Raw genomic sequence first — 19,885 nt, 5'->3', positions numbered from 1 at the left:
TTATTTTACTTTTACTTGAGTTAACACAGATTTAAACGTATTAATAACTGTATCTACTTCTTCATAACTAATTGTAAGGGATGGTTCAATACGAATTGTTTTTGAGTTAATTAATGTTCCCGCAACAAGAATTCCTTCATCAAACATCGCCTTTGACACTTCATAACCAATCTCGTCTTTATGGAATTCAATCCCAATCATTAAACCTTGACCACGAATTTCAAAGATTTTATCTTCGTGCCCTTCTGCTGCTTGTTTCAATCCATTTAAGAAATACTCCCCAACTTCCATAGCTCGTTCCGGTAATTTCTCTTCCAATAATACATGGATTGTTGCAATTGCAGCAGCACATGCAAGAGGATTTCCTCCAAATGTTGTTGTATGCATAAATGGATTTTCAAACCAACTTTTGAATACTGTTTCTTTCGCAACAATAGCTCCCGCTGGCATTACACCTCCACCAAACGCCTTCGCAAGACAAATAATATCCGGCACAACATCATATAATTCTGCAGCAAACATTTTTCCTGTGCGTCCCATTCCAGTTTGTACTTCATCAAAAATAAGAAGTGATCCAAACTCATCACAAAGCTCTCGTACTTGTTTCAAATAATTTTCTGGAGGTAAAATAATACCGCCCTCTCCTTGAATTGGTTCTAAAATAACTGCTGCAACATCTTCTCCTACTAATGCACATGTCTCAAATGTTTTTCTCATCATCTCAATATCGCCAAATGGAACGTGGCGAAAACCCGGAATCAATGGTAAGAATGGCTTACGGAACATTCCTTTTGCCGTTCCGGATAAGGAACCAAGACTCTTACCATGGAAGGCACGAGTTGTAGCAATGAAAGTTGTTCGTTCACTATACATTTTTGCTAGTTTTAACGCTGCCTCCACACTTTCTGTACCACTGTTTGTAAAGAAGGCGTATTTCAAATCACCAGGTGTAATATCCGCTAAAATCTTTGCAAGAATTGCTCGAAGTGGATCCAGTAAATCCTGACTATGTAATGCTTGACGCTTTAATTGATCTGTCACAGCTTTTACCACTTTCGGATTACGGTGACCAACATTATAAATTCCAAATCCACCTAAACAGTCAATATATCTTTTACCATTAATATCCATGAAACACGATCCTTCATCTGACCATTCTACCGCTGCAAATTGTCCATCTTTTGTTACTGTTTTTCTATAAGCAAGGAAACCAGGGTTTACATGCTCTCTAAATCCATCTACTGTTTCTTTTTGAATCCAGTTCGCCTCTTCTTCAGTAACCTTTTCTTTTTCAATTAACTGTAGTACTTTCGTAATATACTCATTTACATTTGAATCTTTTTTATCTTTCTCATTCAATTTATTTTTCACGTTCGTTTCCATCTAATTCACCTCTACATTTTTTTTATTTGCAAACCAACCAATAGGTTCTACTTCTAGATTTATATTAATCTGCTTAATTTCTTGAAATTCTTCTAAACCAAACGTTCCTAGGCTACGTCCAATACCGCTTTGCTTATATCCGCCCCAAGGCGCCTCATTGTATGTTGGATGATAACTATTAATCCACGTAATTCCTGCGCGAAGTTTACGAATCACACGCATTGCTTTTGCACCATCAACTGTAAATACCCCTCCAGCCAAGCCATAGTCTGTACCGTTTGCCAACTCAATTGCTTCCTGTTCGTCTTTAAACTTTTGAATTACTACAACAGGACCGAAAATTTCTTCCTGGACAATGCGCATATCAGGTTTTACATTGACAAAGACTGTTGGTTCAATAAAGAAACCATCACCTTTTCCATCCTCCATTATTCGTTTACCTCCGCAAGCAACATTTGCACCTTCGTCTTTCCCAATTTCAATATAACGTAATACTTTTTCCATATGTTCTTGACTTACAAGTGGCCCCATTTCTGATTCTGGATTATCACCAGGACCAACGTTAATTTGCTGTGCTCGCTCTACAAAACGATTAACAAATTTATCATAAATCTTTTCTTCTACAAGGATTCTTGATCCTGCTGAACATACTTGTCCGCTACCTGCATAAATACCGAATAGAGCATAATCAATAGCGGTCTCAAAATCTGCATCTGCAAAAATAATATTTGGAGATTTCCCTCCAAGTTCTAACGAAATCTTTTTCATATTATCTGCCGCTGTTCTCATAATGTGCTTACCTGTTTTTGTTCCACCTGTAAAGGAAATCATATCCACTTTATTACTCGCTGCAATTTCATTTCCTACTATTGGACCGGCCCCCATTACCATATTGGCAACACCTTTTGGTAGCCCTACTTTTTCAAGGATTTCGAATAGCTTTGTTGCAGTGATTGGTGTCACTTCAGAAGGTTTAAACACAATTGTATTTCCAGCTGCTAAAGCAGGTGCAATTTTCCATACACTCATCAATAGCGGATAATTCCATGGAACAATTAATCCACAAACACCAACTGGCTCTCTTACAACCATCGCTTGCATCGGATCGGCTACATGATATGTTTGACCATCTGGCTTTGTAATCAATCCGGCATAATAGCGAAAACAAGCCGCTGCATCTCCAATATCTCCTTCTGCCTCACGGTACGTTTTTCCATTATCCATTGTTTCAAGGTATACTAATTCTTCCATATTTTTATCAATTTCATCTGCTATTTTAAATAAATATGATGCCCTTTCAGCAGTGGATGTTTCTGACCAAATTCCGCTATCGAAGGCCGCTCTTGCCACTTCTATCGCGTATTTTGCATCCTCAATCGTCCCCTCAGGTGCATATGCTATACCCTTACCATTCGCAGGGTTAATAATCATTCTTTTCTCTTGATTACTAGACTCTATCCATTCACCGTTTACATACATTTTTAAATCTAGCACTATATTGAATCCCCCTTTATCGATCGTTTATATATTTATAAGCAAATTTCATGCCAATATTTAAACTTCAAAGGAATCATACATAAAGTGAAACTTTAATCAGTGGGGGTTTTGTTCATCACCCACTGATTATTAGCCTTCACCAATCGGGCGTTTACGGGCAGCAGGGCTTCCATCTAACTTCTTTGCTCCACCTGAATTTTGAGGTGGGAGTTTTACTGCCCACAAATAGCGGGATAAACTGACTATTTTCTTAAAAACAACAAACAATTTATGCATTTTGGCATACACTATTCCATTTTGCATAAAGTGAAACTTTAATCAGTGGGGGGTTTGTTCATCACCCACTGATTATTAGCCTTCACCAATCGGGCGTTTACGGGCAGCGGGGCTTCCACCTAACTTCTTTGCTCCACCTGAATTTTGAGGTGGGAGTTTTACTGCCCACAAATAGCGGGATAAAACAGAACGTTAATCATTTCCGCTACCGCCTTCACGACTCGGGACTTGAACCCTAGAGAATATGTACTTGCTGAGCGCACACAAAAAGGAGAAGTCTATGTGACCTTCTCCTTTTTTAGGAATAAGAGATGATATCAGCCGCTATCCCTTTTTCACTAACAATTTTTTGATATTTACGACTCACTGAAGATTGGCTGATTCCAAGAGCTTTTGCAGCCTTAGTCGTTGTTTTATACTGCTTCATTGCAAGTAAAATCAATTGTTCTTCTACAGAATGTAGTGCTTCTTGTAATGGTAATACTCTTGTAATAACTGGTTTTGATTTTTTAAAGTCATAACGAGGTGTTAAAAACTTACTAACAAACTCCGCTTCAATTACTGGATCGTCTGCTGATACTACTAAACGTTCAATCATATTTTGTAATTCACGTACATTTCCTGGCCATGAGTAAAACTCTAGTAAGCTAAGCGCATCTGGAGTTAAATGATAATTTTTATTATATTTTTCATTTAACTGTTGCAAGAAATGAAAGGCAAGTACCGGAACATCTTCCATTCGCTCTCGTAGAGGAGGAACTCGCAACGGAATTACATTTAGGCGATAAAACAAATCTTCACGGAATGTTCCAGATTCCACCATCTTTTCAAGACTCTTATTTGTAGCAGCAATAATTTGTACATTTATTTTCGTAGGTATTGTACTTCCAATAGGAATTACTTCTTGTTCCTGCAGGACTCTAAGCAATTTTACTTGCAAATGTAAAGGCATTTCTCCAATTTCATCTAAAAATAAAATACCTTGATCAGCCCTCTTAAAATATCCTTCTTTTCCATTTTTATCGGCTCCTGTAAAAGCACCTTTCGTATAACCAAATAGTTCACTTTCTAACAAAGTTTCTGGAATTGCACCACAATTTAATTTTAAAAATGGCTTTGACGATCGGTTTCCAAGTTGATGAATTGCTTGGGCAATCACTTCTTTTCCGACACCAGATTCTCCAGAAATAAGAACATTGGAAGAAAAATCTGCTATTTTTTTAGCTTGGTTAATAATTTGCTCCATTTTCGGACTACAGTAAATAAGCTTCTTAAGAAAACGATCTTTATTTTTAAAGTCATCTAACTCCTTCTTATATTGCTCTGATATCTTCTTTATTTCATGTAATTCTGTCTTCAATCTCGTTGCTTCGGTAATATCCCTTGAGGCAATAATAATACGATGAAGCTCTCCGTTTTCATTAAATACAGGGTTTCCAACTGCTAATATTTTTCTTCCGCTTTTTGTTTCTTGTACAACTGATACCTTTTTTTGTTTTTCCAACACTAATCGTGTAACAGATGGACTAAATAATCCTTTCTTTTCTAGGTCTAAAAGATTTTTTCCTAAAAGGTCTTTCAAATTACTCCCCCAAAAATCATTGATAACAGTTTCACTATAACGAATTAATTCCCCTTTATGATTAACAACTAATATTTCATCATAAATACTAGACAAGATTGCATGTAAATCTTTATTTAAATCCTTTATATATTCAATTTCCATCGCCATGTCCTCGACCATCGGCAAATCTTGCACAATAATAACCATTCCTTCAATACTTTGATCAAAGTTTGGAATCGGACTATAGTCAACTAATACACCCATCTCATTTGTGATTTGTAATTGATTCAAGATCGTTTTTCCCGTTGTAAATACGTTATTAATGTGTTCTTCATTAAAAATCAGTTCTGCTGGTACATTCATAACTTTTTCAGGAGTCGATTTAATCATCTTCAAACCAGACTCATTGCAATTTACAATTTTCTTTTCACGATCTACTACAAAAATTCCCATTGGAATAGACGTTAAAATAATTTTCAATATATCAACACTCTGATTTTCTTGTTTAAATAGTTCTGCAAAAACATCCTCTCTTCTTATATATCCTGTTAGCTCATCCATTTCATTTTTTACTATGACAATTGGCGCTCCAATAATTTGAAAAAGAGCTGTTAAAGAAATATCTTTACTAAGATGACATATTGTATCTAGTGAAATAGCATTTGAAAGCAATACTTTAGAAGTTAATCCCTTACTATTTGATAGCAGATCCTTCACATGAACGTATGCAAATAATTTCTCCCCTCTTTTTAAAAATAGAAAAGATTCTTTTATATTTTTAACATCTATATTCCATTCCTTTTCAGATTGATCGATAGGTAGAGAGACAATAGGTCTAATTTTTTTATGAGCAATGGAAAACATTCTGCTATTCCTCCTTTGAACTATTTAATTTGTATTGTATCATTAAATACAGATTTTTTTAATTAATCTGAAAATAAAGCGTTTTTTCCTTTACCTAATAAAAAAAAGGAAGATGAACGCCTCCATCTTCCTCATTGTTCTATCATTAATCACTACCACTAACAAAAAGATCTTCTTGAATATAAGCTAATACCATACCTGGAATTACTTTATCTCCTGCCTCTACTTCTAAAGATTGAACTTCTCCACTACATCCCATCTTAATTACTTCCAGTTTACCATTCATATCTTTAATAGAGAATAATGGCTCCCATTCATAAATTCGAGAATCCTTATCAATAGACACCTTTTCAATTATTCCATAACATGGACTCGTAATAATATCATAATACACAATCAATCATCCCTTTCTTGTATTCTATTAATATTGTTCTTCTAACCTTTGTGACTGAAGAATCGTATAGAAAAAGCTTTGAATCTCTTCTATATCTTCTACCTCAATTCCTAGCCTTGGTGCCCAATATTGTTCCTCTCCAATATCTTCTTGACTTAATAAAACCATTCTCCCATTTTGAATTGAGGTAACCATTGCTTTTCCAAGAAACTGTTGCGAATACGTAACAGCTATATCGTAACGATGACTATTCGACAAAATGCAATAATAGCCGATTTGTTGTCTCTCCACTTCTTCTAATAAAATATCCAGTTTCATTTGGTCCCTCCTTTAGGTTAAAAATGCAACTAGCATATTAGACGTAATATCCCTACAATTGCGCAACCACCTTCAATGAAATGATTTTCAAGTTCAACTGCATTTGTTTTCTGCTTGGATTACGACCATAACACCCCGCTTTTATATTGTTACTAATTGTACAAAGCAATAATTGTGCCAAATGAAAATACTATATTGATCATCATTTATCAGCCATACTCCCTAGCCTTCCCCCTCTTCCTTATGAATCTTTGAATGAATTATGCAATACTGCATGGTTTCCCAATCTTCAAAGCAAAAAACATCGGATCCATTCCCGATGTCTTTTGCTTTTTATCCCGCTATTTGTGGGCAGTAAAACTCCCACCTCAAAATTCGGCTGGAGCAAAGAAGTTAGGTTGGAGTCGGGCTGCCCGTAAACGCCCGATTGGTGAAGGCTAATAATCAGTGGGGGATGAACAAACCCCCACTGATTATAGTTTCACTTTATATTTCCTGTACTTCTTCAAAATGCATTTGCGGAGGAGCTGAACGAAACATGTTCGTAATATATAGAAGGTACCCAATTCCAATAGCAGCCCAGCCAAGTCCCAAAATAAGTGAATGGATATTGAGGTTAAACCATAGTACTGCTACAGTAGCAGCACCTAAAATAGGCATCACTAAGAAATTTAAACAGTCTTTTATCGTTTTATATCTTTTTTTCTTAATTACATAGTAGAAAATTACAGATAAATTAACAAATGTAAATGCAATAAGCGCTCCAAAGTTAATAAGGGATGCTGCCGTTTCTAAATCAATGAATATAGCGGAGAGTGAAATAATCCCTACAATAATAATGTTATATACTGGAGTTCGCCATCGAGGATGAATGTATCCGAATATTTTCTTCGGAATTACATTATCTCGCCCCATTACGTATAATAACCTGGATACACTTGTATGAGAAGCTAAACCGGACGCAAGTGTCCCCATAAGGGTTCCTACTAAAAAGAAAGCTTGAAATAATTTCCCACCAACATATAGTGCAATTTCTGGAGATGCTGATTCTTGATTTTTAAATACAGATGTATCTGGAAACATAGATTGTGTAAAATACGTAGTAGTAATGAATAAAACTCCACCGATTAAAGCAGTAAGAAAAATAGCTCGAGGAATTGTTTTCTCCGCGTTTGGTGTCTCTTCTGAAAATGTAGTTACTGCATCAAAACCTAAAAATGAGAAACAAAGAATTGTCGCACCTGCAACTAACGGTGATATTTGTATATCTGATTGAAAAAACGGCTGAATGGAAAAGATTTCTCCTGTTCCCTCTCCCGATAATAAGCCTTTTATAACTAGAAAAACAAACACGGCCATTACTAACACTTGAAATATTACTAAGAACGTATTGAAATTAGCAGTAACATTTACGCTAATCATGTTTATTAATGTAATCAGGAGAACAAAGCCAATGACCCATACCCAATTAGGAACACTTGGGAAAAATGCTGACATATAAATTCTCGTTAATAGTGCGTTCACCATCGGTAGAAACAAATAATCCAATAACGCGGACCATCCAACAAGAAACCCAAGCCTTGCACTAATCGTCTTCTGTGTATACGTATAAGCAGATCCTGCGGTAGGAAAAACCTTTACCATTTTGCCGTAGCTTGCAGCGGTAAACAACATCCCCGCTAATGCAATCAAATAAGCTCCTGGCACATGTCCACCCGTTTTTTCCGAAACAATTCCAAACGTATCAAATCCAACCATCGGTGTCATGTACCCGACCCCTAGCATAACAATTGACCACAGCCCTAATGAACGTTTTAAACCAACTACTTTTCCCACCTATCATTCCCCCTACTTTCTCTATCTAATTTCCATTTAAAAATCGACAGTTAAAAGGAAGCGTTTTCAAACGACTGTATATCTCACACAATCTATTACAATTTCCTTTTGTTTTTAAATATCCATGCAATTTTCGAGCCAATATTTCTGTAGTCAAAAAAAGCACTCCGAAAAAGAACATATAGGTGGAATTAGGCCTCACTTCTTATCATTTTTTATTCATTTTGACATAAGTTATTCAATCTCTCATACTGCTAAATATAAAAAAAACAGAACTTTAATCCGTTTTTTATTTTCACTTCCTCATAAATTATACTTTTACGAGATAAAAATATTTTCATGAAATAATAACGTTATGTAAACTATTCATAACAAAAAAGCTGTCTTTTCTATAAAGACAGCTTTTTCTATAACACTATATTAAAAATTGAATACGAAGTCATCGTCTGCTAACTTTTCAACGTTCGTTGCTTTTACGTAACCATTTCCTTTTACCGAGAAGAAATCATGGTTTTTCGTATCTGTACGTAAACCATTTAAAACGATTGGGTTAATTTCTTCTTCCTCAAACTTCGGCTCAAGTCCTAAGTTCATAAGTCCTTTATTCGCATTGTAACGAACGAAACGATTTACATCTTCTACAAGACCGATAGAAGTGTAAATTTCTTCTGTATATGCCATTTCGATTTCATATAGTTCCATTAATAACTCTTGCGTTTCCTTTTGCACTTCTTGTTGATCTTCTGCAGAAAGTTCTGCGAAGATTTGTTGTGCTAAAATACCGACGAATACGCCGTGAATGGACTCATCACGAATTATTAGGTTAATAATCTCACCACTTGCCGTCAATTTGCCTTGACCTGCTAAGTAAAGTGGATAGAAGAATCCACTATAGAATAAGTAACTTTCTAAGAATACACTTGCTACCATTGCCATGTATAGCTCTTTTTTCGTTACTTCAGGCTTTAATAAACGACGATAGTAACTAGTAACAATACCAGCCTTTTTCTCAAGTAATGGATGATTATCTACCCATTCAAAAATATCATCAATTTCTTCTTCCGTAGCTAACGTTGTGAAAATATGACTGTAACTCTTCGCATGTACTTCTTCCATAGCTCCCATGAAAGCTAATACACTTTTCGCTTGTAAATTTTCAAGATGAACAAGTACAAGTGGCATCCCTTCGCCGCCTTGTTTCGTATCTAAAAGTGTTAAACCACCTAATACGCGCTTATAAGCAACCTGCTCTTCTTTTGATAATTGTGCCCAAGTATTTTTGTCAGAAGATACCGCGATTTCTTCTTCTGTCCAAAACTGAGCGATGTTTTGCTTCCAAAACATTAAACTAAAATCATCTTCTTTTTTGTTCCAGTTTACCGCACGCATTCAATCGCCCCTTCTCTAAATAAACATGAAAAATTGATAACTAAGCATGAGCAGGGTTCAGAAAACCCTGCTCATAATGTCACACTTTTTATATTAAACGGTACAAGCCACGCACTCTTCCACACTTAACTTACGTGTTCTTGTATAGTACAGACTCTTTAAGCCTTTTTTATGCGCATAGATGTAGTAACGTGCTAACTCACGTGTTGAAATATCACTATTAACGTAAAGAATCGTACTAATTCCTTGATCAATATGCTCTTGAATTTCTGCGATTAAATCAATTAGTTTAAACTGATTCATATCGTAAGACGATTTATAGTACCAGAACGTATCTTTTGATAAATACGGCATTGGATAATATGTTGTCGCATTCGCATACGTTCTTGATTCGATTTGACTTACGATCGGCATTACGCTTGAAGTTGCATTTTGAACGTAACTGATAGATTGTGTAGGAGCGATTGCAAGACGATATGAATTATATAATCCATTCTTCTTCACTTGCTCTTTTAAACTTGTCCAATCTTCTTTTGTTGGAATATGAATTCCTTCAAATAGTTGCTGAACTTTTTCAGTTACTGGGCTGTAATCTGTTGTTTCATACTTTTCAAAGTATGTGCCGTTCGCATAATCAGACTTATCGAAGTCTTTAAATGTTTCGTCTTTTTCTTTAGCGATTTCCATACTTTTCTCAATCGAGTAGTAATTTAACATCATAAAGAATGTACGAGCGAATTCTTTCGCTTCAGCACTTTCATAAGCGATTTTATTTTTTGCTAAATATCCGTGTAAGTTCATTGCACCAAGTCCAACTGAATGAAGCTCATCATTTGCTTTTTTCACAGTTGGGGCATTCGGAATGATCGTCATATCAGAAACAGCTGTTAAAGCTTCCATTCCCGCATGAACTGCTTCACGAATTTCTTTATTTTCCATTACGTTTACGATATTTAACGATCCTAAGTTACAGTTAATATCACGACGGATAATGTCTTCTGTACCGTAATCATTTATTTCAGAAGTTTCTTGTAGCTGGAAGATTTCTGTCTCGAATGTTCAACCGAGTTCGCTACTGCTCGGTCCGTTGCTCATGCAACTGCTGTATGTCACCATACAGGACAGACTATATCATCACCTACAGCATTACCTGGTTAGGTGCTCCGCTTTTCGAACGCCAATCGCTTGCGCTCTACTCCCATAAGGGATAGTCGTTAGGCTTTTACTTATCTTAATCTTTCAGAAAATCTCTTATTACTTTATGTTGTTCAATAACTCTGCTATACAAAATAATAAGATACATTCTGAACTTTTATATTTTCATTCTAAGATAAGATTTAGCACGGTAGGTTACCTCAAACTTGAGGCTTTCCCCGTTTAACGGAGTTTTCGACTAGCATTTCTACTAGAAGGTGCTACATATTTAACACAAGTTCGACATCTTCACAGTTCCAATATCCTTCAGTGGATGTTGGTTATTTGCATTTGATTTAAACATTAAGTATGGGTAACCAGACTCAAGCTGAATCATAGCAATTTTAATAAGCATATCACGCGCACTAATATCTAGTGGCTTCTTCTTCACTTTCGGATTGCTCATTAATTCATCGTACATTTCGTCGATATCTATATCATCTAAATGTTTTCCGTACTCTTTAAATACTGTATAAGGCGCGAAAACATGGAAAGGTTCGTTTTTCTCAGCAAGCTCAAAGAACTTACTTGGAACGATAATTCCGATTGATAGAGACTGAATACGGCTCTTCTCATCGGCATTTATTTTTTTTGTATCAAGGAATTCAATAATATCCCAATGGAAAATGTTTAAGTATACAGCGCCGGCACCTTTTCGTTGACCAAGTTGATTCGCATATGAAAACGAATCTTCAAGCAATTTCATAACAGGCACTACACCACTTGCGGCATTTTCGATACCTTTAATTTGCTCACCACGTGCGCGTAGCTTAGATAAGTTTAAAGCTACTCCACCACCGATTTTCGATAATTGCATTGCAGTATTAATGTTAAAGCCGATTGAATTTAAGCTATCATCCATCTCTAACAAGAAACAAGACACCATTTCTCCTCTTCTGCTTCTTCCCGCATTTAAAAAGGTTGGTGTCGCTGGTTGGTAGTTTTGTTTTACAATCATGCTTGCGAAGTGTTTTGCCTTCGCAACATCACCGCGTCCTAAGTATAATGAAACAATTGCTACACGATCTTCATAGCTTTCTAAGTATTGTTTTTGATCATTCGTTTTTAACGCATAATCTTTATAGAACTTAGATGCTGCCATATAAGATTGGAACTCGAAGTTTTCACCATAAGCGATGTTATATACTCCTTCTACTTCCTCCAAGTTATACTCGTCCAGAACGTTGTAATAGTAATCGTGTTCTTTCATATACTCCATTCGCTCTGCCACGCTATTAAAATGAACGGTATTCTCTCTAGCTTCTTCCATAAAGACTTCTAATGCCTCTTTATCTTTATGAAGCTGATAAAAACCGTCCTGCATTTGCGTGATTTCATTATTCAGTTCAATGTGTCGCAATCTCCCGCACCCTTTCTTTAAAATATTCTACATCATTATTTGTTCCAGATAACTCAAATTTTGATACAATAGGCACTTCATATTTAGTAGAAATTTTGTCAGCACTTGCACCAAACATGTCTCCCCAATTACGATTGCCACTTGCAGATACGCCTTTTAATTTTTCATTATTGCGTTCTAAAAAGTCTAAAACACGTTCCGGTACATTGCCAAAACCTGTTGTATACGTAATAAGAATAAAGTCTTCATCTAATACTAGAGCTTCATCAATTTGAACGGCCGGCATATTTAATTTGTGGATGAAACGCTTCACGTTTCCTGTCATAGAATCATATGCAACTAACATTTCCGACCCTCCCTCTCCAATCTATATTCTCTGTATGTCGTTTCTTGATTTCTCTATATATTGTATTACGTTTCAAAATAAGACACAAGATATATGTATAAATTCTTTCTTTTTTTAACTTTTACTTTTCGACATGACCGTCGATTTTTTTCAATACAAAGACTATGAAACAACATTCTAAAACTCATGTCAATAAAGTGCTTTTCAAAAAAGTTGTCAACGAATTTAACCTTATTTTAAAAAAAGTTAACAATATTTTTTGTCATAAAACAGTAAATGCTGGAGTAATATATTTCTCCAGCATCACGCAAAAAAGAACAGACCTTAAACGATAATCTGTTCCAAAAAACGATTACATTTATCAATTTTACTTTATTAAATATTATACATACTCTTTCGTTCCTCGTTACATACTAAAAGATAACTATTATAGAAAAAGATTATTATTATGGAACTTCAATTTATTTATGAAAAAAATTATTCAGAGTGCTCAATACGCAAAATATCTTTTACAAATATATGATGTGGATTCTCATCTTTATCGAGCATTGTACATACAGGAGCTTCTTCATCAAAGTATACGATCATTCCCTCTACGTACTGATATGTATGTTGAACTTGTACAGTTACTTTAATTTCTACTGCTTGCTCATATGCTCTTTTTATTTTCTGAAGCATTTTTGCTGAACATTTTCGTTTCTCTGGATACATAACCATTCCCATAAACCTATTCCCAGCTCTATCTTTCCACATATAATCCCAATGTGGCAATATGCCTTGTTTAAAATCTCCCATAATTCTCCTCTCCTTTATCTTCTATTTATCCCGCTATTTTCGGGCAGTAAGACTCCCACCTTGAAATTCGATGGATACAAGGAAGTCAGGTGGGAGATAACTGCCCGTAAATGCCCGATTGGTTCAACTAATAATCAGTGGGGGATGCCCCCACTGATTAAAGTTTCACTTTATGAACGTGGTGTTTCTGAATATGTATAAATTACCTGTCCACCGCGCTGTGCGTTCCCGATAATATGTTTAAAATCTTCTCGACTTACAACAACTTCCCTGAACGTATAAAATACATCTTTCGTCGCAACATACTCCTTTATTTCACCATTTTTCAGCTGATCCAAAATTGCATTTGCTAATTGTTTATCCATGTATTTCACCTCTCTGCAATAGTTTATTTTATCGCATCTTCTATATGTCGACAACGGTAAAATTATCCCGTTACTATTATATAATTCACTTTTATTATTTTTATAGCTATATCACTTTATTATATTCGCACTAAATATCATATACTAACATAGCTACTTCTCTATATCAAACTTTTTGACGCTCTGTACAACAAAGTTCCAAGCCACTGTTTGTTATTTTATTTTATGCTACAATATATACATAGAACTAGGAGGGATACTATGATTCGGAAAGCAAAAAAGACAGATGCGGTAGGAGTAGCACCTTTACTGTATGACGCTCTGCACGAAATTGCTGAAAAAATCACAGGTAGCACAATTGAAGCAAAAGTAATACTAGGGCTTGAAACATGGTTCGCAAAAGAAAATAATCGATTGAGCTATGAAAACTGTTTAGTGGCTGAACAAGATGGAAAAGTAGTTGGAGTTATTGTCGTTTATCACGGTAGTGACGCTGAACAACTTGATGCACCAATCGTACACCACTTAAGAGAACTACATGAAGACGAATTCATTACGTTAGAAAAAGAAGCTGAACTTGATGAGTATTATATTGACACGTTGTCAGTTTCAAATATGTACAGTGGACGTGGCATTGGCTCTAAATTAATCGATGCAGCTGAACTTCATGCAACTGAAAAAGGGCATGAAAAAATCGCCTTACTTGTTAATTTAGAAAACAAACGCGCTTTTTCACTATATGAAAAACTTGGTTACAAAGAAGATAAAATCGTTATGCTCGTCGGCGAACCGTATGCCCATCTAATAAAACCATTACGGTCATTGGTTTCTATATATTAAAAGGACAATTCTTTTTTGCTTGTTATGTAGAGAAAGAGGCTGCCAAAGAGACAGCCTCTTTTAAGTTAATTTTGTATTTAATACATTTCCATCCATCTCCTCATGAAATGTATACGTTGTACATCCCCATGGCTTCCTATGAAAAATAGGCGAACCAGACCATCCCATCGCCCTCAGTTCAGTCCCAATCATCGCATTAAAATAACTATGACCTACAAGGGCAATACGTCCATGTACGAGCGCATAGCGGTGCAACATATTAGCAGCTTGCCTTGCTCTTTCTCGTACTTCCTTATAAGACTCAACATCTTTACTATAACCAAATATCCATCGTGTACGTCCAATAAACATCCATACATTAGGTTTACATTTCAACCATTTTGGAGCATAAAAACTCGTTGGAACTTCAGCTTCCCTAAAAAGAGGATTTTGCACAAAAGATAAAGAATCAGTTAATTCGGCTGTTGATTGCGCAGCACGCCTCTGATCACTCGTTACGACCAATTTCGCTGATTCAATCATCTCAATTGTTTCAATTGGTATAGGAGTTTCTTTTACGGTAGTCCCTAAATCATATTGCTTCATCCATTCACGAAATGAAATAATTGTCATTGGCTCTATAGTACTGTCCAAACGACCATGACGAATAAAAGAAATTCGCATTCTTCCCACTCCCCATTCATCACTTACGAACTATATTACGTACTATTTCTTATTGCCATCATACCATGCATAAAAAGAAAGTTATATATCATTACATATCCCCACCACTATGATGTGTTATTGATGTGTGCACACCATCCAGTCCATCAAAATATGTAGTTGTTTCATGATGACGCACTTTCTTCAACTGTATATAAGAAAATAAAAATAATAAAATCGCTATAAAGCTCCCCACAATTTCAAACATCATTTTACCGCCCCTAATTTCTCCCACTTTAGTAGGTCATTGTATTTTTTATTATACTCCTATATAAAGATGTATGCATTTTCATCCTTCCTCTCCTAAACAATATCTTTTTACATATTTCCTTACAAAAAGTGAATATTTTTCGACTTTTTACTTTGGAAACATTTACAAAGTAGTAAATATAGTTCAAAATAAGAGGAAATAAAAAAGCCCAAATTATTCTTTTTTTGGGAAAACTAGAACAAGGAGAGTTGCTTATGCAGATCGCAGAAACTGGAGATATCATCGAATTTAAAGGTGGAATGCAAGGCCGTGTTCAAAAGGTAAATCAAAACTCCGTTATTGTTGATATAACAATTATGGAGAATTTTAGAGAACTAGATATGGAACCTCTTACAGTTGTAAGCCATAAAAACTATACTGTCATTAATCAACATGCATAATATAATAGAAAGAAGGGATCTGTATATCATACAGATCCCTTCTTTCTATTAACGATTATCGATCGTTTCTGGATATAAATCGTGATTCATCATACGGTAATCTGCCATTTGCTCATACTTAGTTCCTGGGCGGCCGTAGTTACAGTAAGGATCGATTGAAATACCACCACGTGGTGTAAATTTCCCCCATACCTCAATATAGCGTGGATCCATTAATTTAATTAAATCATTCATAATAACGTTCATGCAATCTTCGTGGAAGTCACCATGATTTCGGAAGCTAAATAAATATAGCTTTAAAGATTTACTCTCTACCATTCTTTGTTCTGGAATGTAGCTAATATAAATTGTTGCAAAATCTGGTTGTCCTGTTTTCGGACATAAACTTGTAAATTCAGGACAGTTGAATTTTACAAAGTAATCACGGTTTGGATGGTTATTATCAAATACCTCTAAAATTCCCGGGCTATATTCAAATAAATATTTTGTATTTTGATTTCCTAGTAATGTTACATCTTTTAAATCTTCGTCTAATCTTCCTGCCATTTTAAACATCCCTTCTTGTTATACTCCTCGTTTATTTCCCCATACTAACGCATGGAGCTGAGGCAATACTTTCGCATCATTCATTTCTTTACAATTCACAGCTTTTTCAATAAGCCATTCATATTTTTCTAATAAGTTTTTTATAAGCACCGCATCATCCACTGTTTTCGTATCATCATTCCCTACTTGTAAGAAAAATGGTACATTCGGATAACGCTCATGCATCTTAACTGCATATTCAAAATCTTGATCATCGAATACTACTACTTTTAAACTAAAATCTTTCCCTGCTAGTTTATGAATAACAGAATCTAACATCTGAAAATCTGTTTTCATCGCCGAACTTGGTGGTTTTGGAGAAATCGTTACCTCATCAATTTGAAGCAACCAATCTTGCCATTTACTTCCTTGTGTTTCTATCGCTGTTCGCATTCCATTCTCCTTTAATATAGAAAGAAGAAATTGCATATTTTTCAGCAAAACAGGATTTCCACCTGAAATCGTAACATGAGAAAAGTTTTCTCCACCAATTTCTACAAGATCATTCCAAATATCTTCCGGTGTCATTTGTTTAATTTGATCTTTGGCCGATCCATCCCATGTAAAAGCAGAATCACACCAAGCACAGCTATAATCACAGCCCGCTGTACGGATAAACATTGTCTTTTGGCCTACAACCATTCCTTCTCCTTGAATAGTCGGACCAAATATTTCTAAGACGGGGATTTTACTCATCGAGCATCCACTCCCGTCTTACTTCCGCATAACTAGTCGGTGTCTCAAAAAGACGAACAAATTCAACGCGAGCTCCCTTGTATTCGTTCTCACGATTATCTTTCGTTAATGCTTCTGCCATCTTTTCATAAATCCAAACGACCATATTTTCAGCAGTCGTATTCATTTCTGGCAATGTTTCGTTTAAATAACGATGATCTAAATAAATTTCTATTTCATTTTTCCAAATCTCTTTTATATCTCCAAAGTCAATTGCAAGGCCTATTTCATTTACATATCCGCTAATTCCAAATACGACTTTATATGTGTGTCCATGTAAATTTTTACATTTCCCTTCATAGCAGTGTAAATGGTGCGCTGCATCAAATGTAAATTCCTTGCTGACCATTACTCTTTTATTATGATATTTGAGTTGTTCACGCTGAATATCCTTGTCCATTTTTTGTAAATTTTCTACGATGCGAAATCCAAAAAAGTTATCCATTAGTTGCTCGCTCCTTCGCGTTCTTGTAGATACGTATCTAATCCTGCTTTACGAAGTTGACATGCTGGACATTCACCGCAACCATCACCAATGATTCCGTTATAACATGTTAATGTTTTTTCTCTAACAAACTCAAATGCTCCAAGTTCATCAGATAATTTCCATGTCTCTGCTTTATCAATCCACATAAGTGGTGTATGAATAACAAACGGATAATCCATAGATAAATTTAATGTAACGTTTAATGATTTCACAAACACGTCACGACAATCTGGATAACCACTGAAATCAGTTTCGCATACACCCGTTACAATATGACGTGCTCCAACTTGTTTTGCTAATACAGCCGCAAATGATAAAAATAGTAAATTCCGTCCATCTACAAATGTTGATGGCAATTCACCTTCTTCATGTGTAATCTCCATATCCGTTCTCGTTAACGCATTTGGAGCAAGTTGATTTAATAAGCTCATATCTAGTACCGTATGTTTAATTCCTAACTCTTTCGCGATTTCCGCTGCACAATCAATTTCTAACTTATGACGTTGATTGTAATTAAACGTTACAGCTTCCACTTCTGCAAACTGTTGTATTGCCCAAAATAAACATGTTGTACTATCTTGTCCACCACTAAAAACAACAACTGCTTTTTCTTTTTTCATTTCACTCATTCTCCTTCTCTACTACGAATAAGAAGAAAGAACGTTCTTGAACTGTCACAATAAAAAAACAAAACAATACCTAAGGATATTGTTGTTTCTATAGTTTTTTATAGAGGGAGTTCGCGAACCTCTCCCATGCAGTGCACGGAATTTCTTCTTTCATTAACAAAGATTATTGTAACATATTGTATACTACCATAAAAAATTTCTGATTTTTTCCGCTATTTCACATTTCATTTCTTTCATTTTATAGTATGATTAATTTAATGTGAGAAGAGAGGAGGCATCCAACTGAAACTCTTTATTATTTATCTCTTTTTAAATATATTATCCATCCTTGTTACAATGCTTGTATATCATTTATTTTGGAATCAAAAAGGGAAACGCTCTCCAAAATTAAATTCAGCTATATTTATTATATTATGTTGCCTCGCTACCATACTATGTATCACTTTCGCAGCAAAAACAAATTATGGATTTCAATTTGATATGCGTCATATCGTATTAATTGTTGGTACATTAACAGGGGGGCCAATTGCTGGTGCTTCTATCTTAGCTGTATTAAACATATACCGCTTCTTATTAGGAGGAATAGGTGTTTTCCCATCCTTTATCGCTTCGGTTCTACTATTCATTGTTCTACTATTAACATACAAACTGTTTAACCGAAGTTCTAATCGTATAAAAATAGCACTCGCTATCTTTTACAGTCTCATATTCGGATTTGTCTGGATACCATTTTTCCTTTCAGAGGTTACAAATACGGCAGATTATATACCACATATTATCGTGTACGAACTATGTACGATGCTTGGTACAATTCTTATTTTATATTTGCTACACATATTACAAACACAAGTTCGTCTCCAAAATGAACTTATAAATGCTGAAAAATTTCATTTAATCGGTGAAATGGCAGCTTCTATCTCTCATGAAATTCGTAATCCTTTAACTGCAACGAAAGGGTTTTTACAACTTTTACAGTCAGATACATGTTCTGAGAAAGAACGAAAATTATATATCGACATAGCCATTAATGGTATCGAACAAGCAAATCATGTTCTTACAGACTACTTAACTTTTGCAAAACCGAGTATTGAAAAAGAACAACAATTACAAGTAGAGGAAGAATTACTTCATGCGTTATCTTTAATTACACCTCTCGCCAATTTAACAAATGTTCGTATACATTACATAAAACAAAGTACATCTTTCTTTATAGCTGGTGAAAAGCAAAAGCTGAACCAATGCTTATTAAATATTTTTAAAAACTGTATTGAGGCTATGCCTAACGGTGGTGACCTTATTCTTACATTAGTTCCAGACCATAAACATATACAATTATATATAAAAGATACAGGTATTGGTATGGATCAAGAACAAGTAAAACGCCTCGGGTCACCTTTCTACTCGACGAAAGAAAAAGGGACCGGACTCGGGATGATGGTCGTCTTCAGTGTTATTCAAGCAATGAATGGAAAGGTTGATATTATTAGTGAAAAAGGAACAGGTACAACATTTTTATTAACTTTCCCAATCATACAAAAAACGTGATGAAGTTCATCACGTTTTTTCTGTTCCTTCAACTAATTCTGCAAAAGCTTTCACCTTTCCATGTGGCTTTTGGTTTTCTTTCCGAGCTTTCCAAGCGCGCTCTTCTTCTCTCTTTTTCTTTGACATACTT

At 35.3% G+C, this 19,885-nt stretch carries 22 protein-coding genes, 1 pseudogene and 1 riboswitch; of the genes and pseudogenes, 3 read left to right on the top strand and 20 right to left on the bottom strand.

Annotated features, from left to right (window positions below; genetic code table 11):
- The 13 genes and pseudogenes from QUF93_RS08995 to ykzS form a co-directional block, all read right to left on the bottom strand.
- Positions 1-1,383, bottom strand: coding sequence for a putrescine aminotransferase (locus QUF93_RS08995; protein WP_289358528.1), 1,383 nt, complete (start codon positions 1,381-1,383; stop codon positions 1-3).
- Positions 1,384-2,877 carry an aldehyde dehydrogenase family protein gene (locus QUF93_RS08990; protein ID WP_289375266.1) on the bottom strand — a complete coding sequence of 498 codons (1,494 nt, stop codon included), beginning with the start codon at positions 2,875-2,877 and terminating at the stop codon, positions 1,384-1,386.
- 132 nt (positions 2,878-3,009) lie between these two features.
- Positions 3,010-3,183 carry a hypothetical protein gene (locus tag QUF93_RS08985; protein WP_289375265.1) on the bottom strand — a complete coding sequence of 58 codons (174 nt, stop codon included), beginning with the start codon at positions 3,181-3,183 and terminating at the stop codon, positions 3,010-3,012.
- A 271-nt stretch (positions 3,184-3,454) separates the two neighbouring features.
- Positions 3,455-5,584: a sigma 54-interacting transcriptional regulator gene (locus QUF93_RS08980; RefSeq protein ID WP_289358526.1), complete on the bottom strand. Its 2,130-nt coding sequence runs from the start codon at positions 5,582-5,584 to the stop codon at positions 3,455-3,457.
- 145 nt (positions 5,585-5,729) lie between these two features.
- Entirely contained in the window at positions 5,730-5,978 is a 249-nt protein-coding gene (locus QUF93_RS08975; protein ID WP_000291043.1) for a biotin/lipoyl attachment domain-containing protein, read from the bottom strand.
- 27 nt (positions 5,979-6,005) lie between these two features.
- The gene (locus tag QUF93_RS08970) at positions 6,006-6,296 is read right to left on the bottom strand and encodes an SAV0927 family protein (RefSeq protein WP_002117370.1); all 291 of its coding nucleotides are present in this window, start codon (positions 6,294-6,296) and stop codon (positions 6,006-6,008) included.
- A 486-nt stretch (positions 6,297-6,782) separates the two neighbouring features.
- Positions 6,783-8,132 carry an APC family permease gene (locus QUF93_RS08965; RefSeq protein WP_289358525.1) on the bottom strand — a complete coding sequence of 450 codons (1,350 nt, stop codon included), beginning with the start codon at positions 8,130-8,132 and terminating at the stop codon, positions 6,783-6,785.
- A 420-nt stretch (positions 8,133-8,552) separates the two neighbouring features.
- Positions 8,553-9,521, bottom strand: a complete 969-nt coding sequence (gene nrdF / locus QUF93_RS08960) for a class 1b ribonucleoside-diphosphate reductase subunit beta (protein ID WP_128282261.1) — start codon at positions 9,519-9,521, stop codon at positions 8,553-8,555.
- Between the two features lie 93 nt (positions 9,522-9,614).
- Positions 9,615-10,565, bottom strand: coding sequence for a ribonucleotide reductase barrel domain-containing protein (locus tag QUF93_RS08955; protein WP_353050853.1), 951 nt, complete (start codon positions 10,563-10,565; stop codon positions 9,615-9,617).
- A gap of 382 nt (positions 10,566-10,947) precedes the next feature.
- A pseudogene (locus QUF93_RS08950) lies at positions 10,948-12,075 on the bottom strand (ribonucleotide reductase barrel domain-containing protein); the annotation flags it as partial.
- A complete protein-coding gene (nrdI, locus tag QUF93_RS08945) occupies positions 12,062-12,421 on the bottom strand; it encodes a class Ib ribonucleoside-diphosphate reductase assembly flavoprotein NrdI (protein ID WP_000959445.1) in 360 nt (119 codons plus the stop codon). The pseudogene QUF93_RS08950 and the gene nrdI, both read right to left, overlap by 14 nt.
- 477 nt (positions 12,422-12,898) lie before the next feature.
- The gene (locus tag QUF93_RS08940) at positions 12,899-13,216 is read right to left on the bottom strand and encodes a hypothetical protein (RefSeq protein WP_289358524.1); all 318 of its coding nucleotides are present in this window, start codon (positions 13,214-13,216) and stop codon (positions 12,899-12,901) included.
- Positions 13,217-13,386: 170 nt separating this feature from the next.
- Positions 13,387-13,581 carry a protein YkzS gene (gene ykzS / locus QUF93_RS08935; RefSeq protein WP_000360788.1) on the bottom strand — a complete coding sequence of 65 codons (195 nt, stop codon included), beginning with the start codon at positions 13,579-13,581 and terminating at the stop codon, positions 13,387-13,389.
- A gap of 261 nt (positions 13,582-13,842) precedes the next feature.
- Here ykzS and QUF93_RS08930 point away from each other — a divergent pair, with 261 nt between their 5' ends.
- Complete coding sequence (locus tag QUF93_RS08930) at positions 13,843-14,421, top strand: GNAT family N-acetyltransferase (RefSeq protein ID WP_289358523.1); 579 nt, start codon at positions 13,843-13,845, stop codon at positions 14,419-14,421.
- A gap of 60 nt (positions 14,422-14,481) precedes the next feature.
- Here the strand turns inward: QUF93_RS08930 and QUF93_RS08925 are convergent, their stop codons facing one another.
- Positions 14,482-15,084: a histidine phosphatase family protein gene (locus tag QUF93_RS08925; protein WP_002117357.1), complete on the bottom strand. Its 603-nt coding sequence runs from the start codon at positions 15,082-15,084 to the stop codon at positions 14,482-14,484.
- 91 nt (positions 15,085-15,175) lie between these two features.
- On the bottom strand, positions 15,176-15,331 hold the full coding sequence (locus QUF93_RS08920) for a hypothetical protein (RefSeq protein ID WP_002117356.1): 156 nt from the start codon (positions 15,329-15,331) through the stop codon (positions 15,176-15,178).
- Between the two features lie 257 nt (positions 15,332-15,588).
- Between QUF93_RS08920 and QUF93_RS08915 the strand changes: the two genes are divergently transcribed.
- Entirely contained in the window at positions 15,589-15,774 is a 186-nt protein-coding gene (locus tag QUF93_RS08915; protein WP_002064385.1) for a YkvS family protein, read from the top strand.
- A 48-nt stretch (positions 15,775-15,822) separates the two neighbouring features.
- Here QUF93_RS08915 and queF read toward each other — a convergent pair whose 3' ends face one another.
- The 4 genes from queF to queC are packed head-to-tail and all read right to left on the bottom strand — an operon-like array spanning position 15,823 to position 18,201.
- Positions 15,823-16,320: a preQ(1) synthase gene (queF, locus tag QUF93_RS08910; protein ID WP_002117354.1), complete on the bottom strand. Its 498-nt coding sequence runs from the start codon at positions 16,318-16,320 to the stop codon at positions 15,823-15,825.
- Between the two features lie 18 nt (positions 16,321-16,338).
- Positions 16,339-17,055, bottom strand: coding sequence for a 7-carboxy-7-deazaguanine synthase QueE (queE, locus tag QUF93_RS08905; protein ID WP_289358522.1), 717 nt, complete (start codon positions 17,053-17,055; stop codon positions 16,339-16,341).
- The gene (queD, locus tag QUF93_RS08900) at positions 17,048-17,539 is read right to left on the bottom strand and encodes a 6-carboxytetrahydropterin synthase QueD (RefSeq protein WP_002064383.1); all 492 of its coding nucleotides are present in this window, start codon (positions 17,537-17,539) and stop codon (positions 17,048-17,050) included. Before queD ends, queE begins: the two co-directional genes overlap by 8 nt.
- On the bottom strand, positions 17,539-18,201 hold the full coding sequence (gene queC, locus QUF93_RS08895) for a 7-cyano-7-deazaguanine synthase QueC (RefSeq protein WP_002117350.1): 663 nt from the start codon (positions 18,199-18,201) through the stop codon (positions 17,539-17,541). The genes queD and queC overlap by 1 nt, the downstream gene beginning before the upstream one ends.
- Positions 18,202-18,294: 93 nt before the next feature.
- Positions 18,295-18,338, bottom strand: a riboswitch (PreQ1 riboswitch).
- A 208-nt stretch (positions 18,339-18,546) separates the two neighbouring features.
- Between queC and QUF93_RS08890 the strand changes: the two genes are divergently transcribed.
- Positions 18,547-19,755: an ATP-binding protein gene (locus QUF93_RS08890; protein WP_002117348.1), complete on the top strand. Its 1,209-nt coding sequence runs from the start codon at positions 18,547-18,549 to the stop codon at positions 19,753-19,755.
- 9 nt (positions 19,756-19,764) lie between these two features.
- On the opposite strand, the gene QUF93_RS08885 is transcribed toward QUF93_RS08890, so the two are convergent.
- On the bottom strand, positions 19,765-19,881 hold the full coding sequence (locus tag QUF93_RS08885) for a DUF6254 family protein (RefSeq protein ID WP_000038354.1): 117 nt from the start codon (positions 19,879-19,881) through the stop codon (positions 19,765-19,767).
- Positions 19,882-19,885 lie beyond the last annotated feature (4 nt).

The sequence above is a fragment of the Bacillus hominis genome, from assembly GCF_030348325.1.
Lineage (GTDB): Bacteria > Bacillota > Bacilli > Bacillales > Bacillaceae_G > Bacillus_A > Bacillus_A hominis.
Note: the sequence above shows the minus strand (reverse complement) of the source record. Positions and strands in the feature narration are given on the sequence as shown.

Bases quoted from the DNA above. Each gene is read 5' to 3' on its own strand.
- QUF93_RS08930 (WP_289358523.1), top strand. From the start codon at position 13,843: ATGATTCGGAAAGCAAAAAAGACAGATGCGGTAGGAGTAGCACCTTTA.
- QUF93_RS08915 (WP_002064385.1), top strand. From the start codon at position 15,589: ATGCAGATCGCAGAAACTGGAGATATCATCGAATTTAAAGGTGGAATG.
- QUF93_RS08885 (WP_000038354.1), bottom strand. From the start codon at position 19,881: ATGTCAAAGAAAAAGAGAGAAGAAGAGCGCGCTTGGAAAGCTCGGAAA.
- QUF93_RS08980 (WP_289358526.1), bottom strand. From the start codon at position 5,584: ATGTTTTCCATTGCTCATAAAAAAATTAGACCTATTGTCTCTCTACCT.
- ykzS (WP_000360788.1), bottom strand. From the start codon at position 13,581: ATGGATAAACAATTAGCAAATGCAATTTTGGATCAGCTGAAAAATGGT.
- QUF93_RS08985 (WP_289375265.1), bottom strand. From the start codon at position 3,183: ATGCAAAATGGAATAGTGTATGCCAAAATGCATAAATTGTTTGTTGTT.
- QUF93_RS08970 (WP_002117370.1), bottom strand. From the start codon at position 6,296: ATGAAACTGGATATTTTATTAGAAGAAGTGGAGAGACAACAAATCGGC.
- queD (WP_002064383.1), bottom strand. From the start codon at position 17,539: ATGGATAACTTTTTTGGATTTCGCATCGTAGAAAATTTACAAAAAATG.
- nrdI (WP_000959445.1), bottom strand. From the start codon at position 12,421: ATGTTAGTTGCATATGATTCTATGACAGGAAACGTGAAGCGTTTCATC.
- QUF93_RS08890 (WP_002117348.1), top strand. From the start codon at position 18,547: ATGCTTGTATATCATTTATTTTGGAATCAAAAAGGGAAACGCTCTCCA.
- queC (WP_002117350.1), bottom strand. From the start codon at position 18,201: ATGAAAAAAGAAAAAGCAGTTGTTGTTTTTAGTGGTGGACAAGATAGT.
- queE (WP_289358522.1), bottom strand. From the start codon at position 17,055: ATGAGTAAAATCCCCGTCTTAGAAATATTTGGTCCGACTATTCAAGGA.
- queF (WP_002117354.1), bottom strand. From the start codon at position 16,320: ATGGCAGGAAGATTAGACGAAGATTTAAAAGATGTAACATTACTAGGA.
- QUF93_RS08925 (WP_002117357.1), bottom strand. From the start codon at position 15,084: ATGCGAATTTCTTTTATTCGTCATGGTCGTTTGGACAGTACTATAGAG.
- QUF93_RS08995 (WP_289358528.1), bottom strand. From the start codon at position 1,383: ATGGAAACGAACGTGAAAAATAAATTGAATGAGAAAGATAAAAAAGAT.
- QUF93_RS08940 (WP_289358524.1), bottom strand. From the start codon at position 13,216: ATGGGAGATTTTAAACAAGGCATATTGCCACATTGGGATTATATGTGG.
- QUF93_RS08920 (WP_002117356.1), bottom strand. From the start codon at position 15,331: ATGTTTGAAATTGTGGGGAGCTTTATAGCGATTTTATTATTTTTATTT.
- nrdF (WP_128282261.1), bottom strand. From the start codon at position 9,521: ATGCGTGCGGTAAACTGGAACAAAAAAGAAGATGATTTTAGTTTAATG.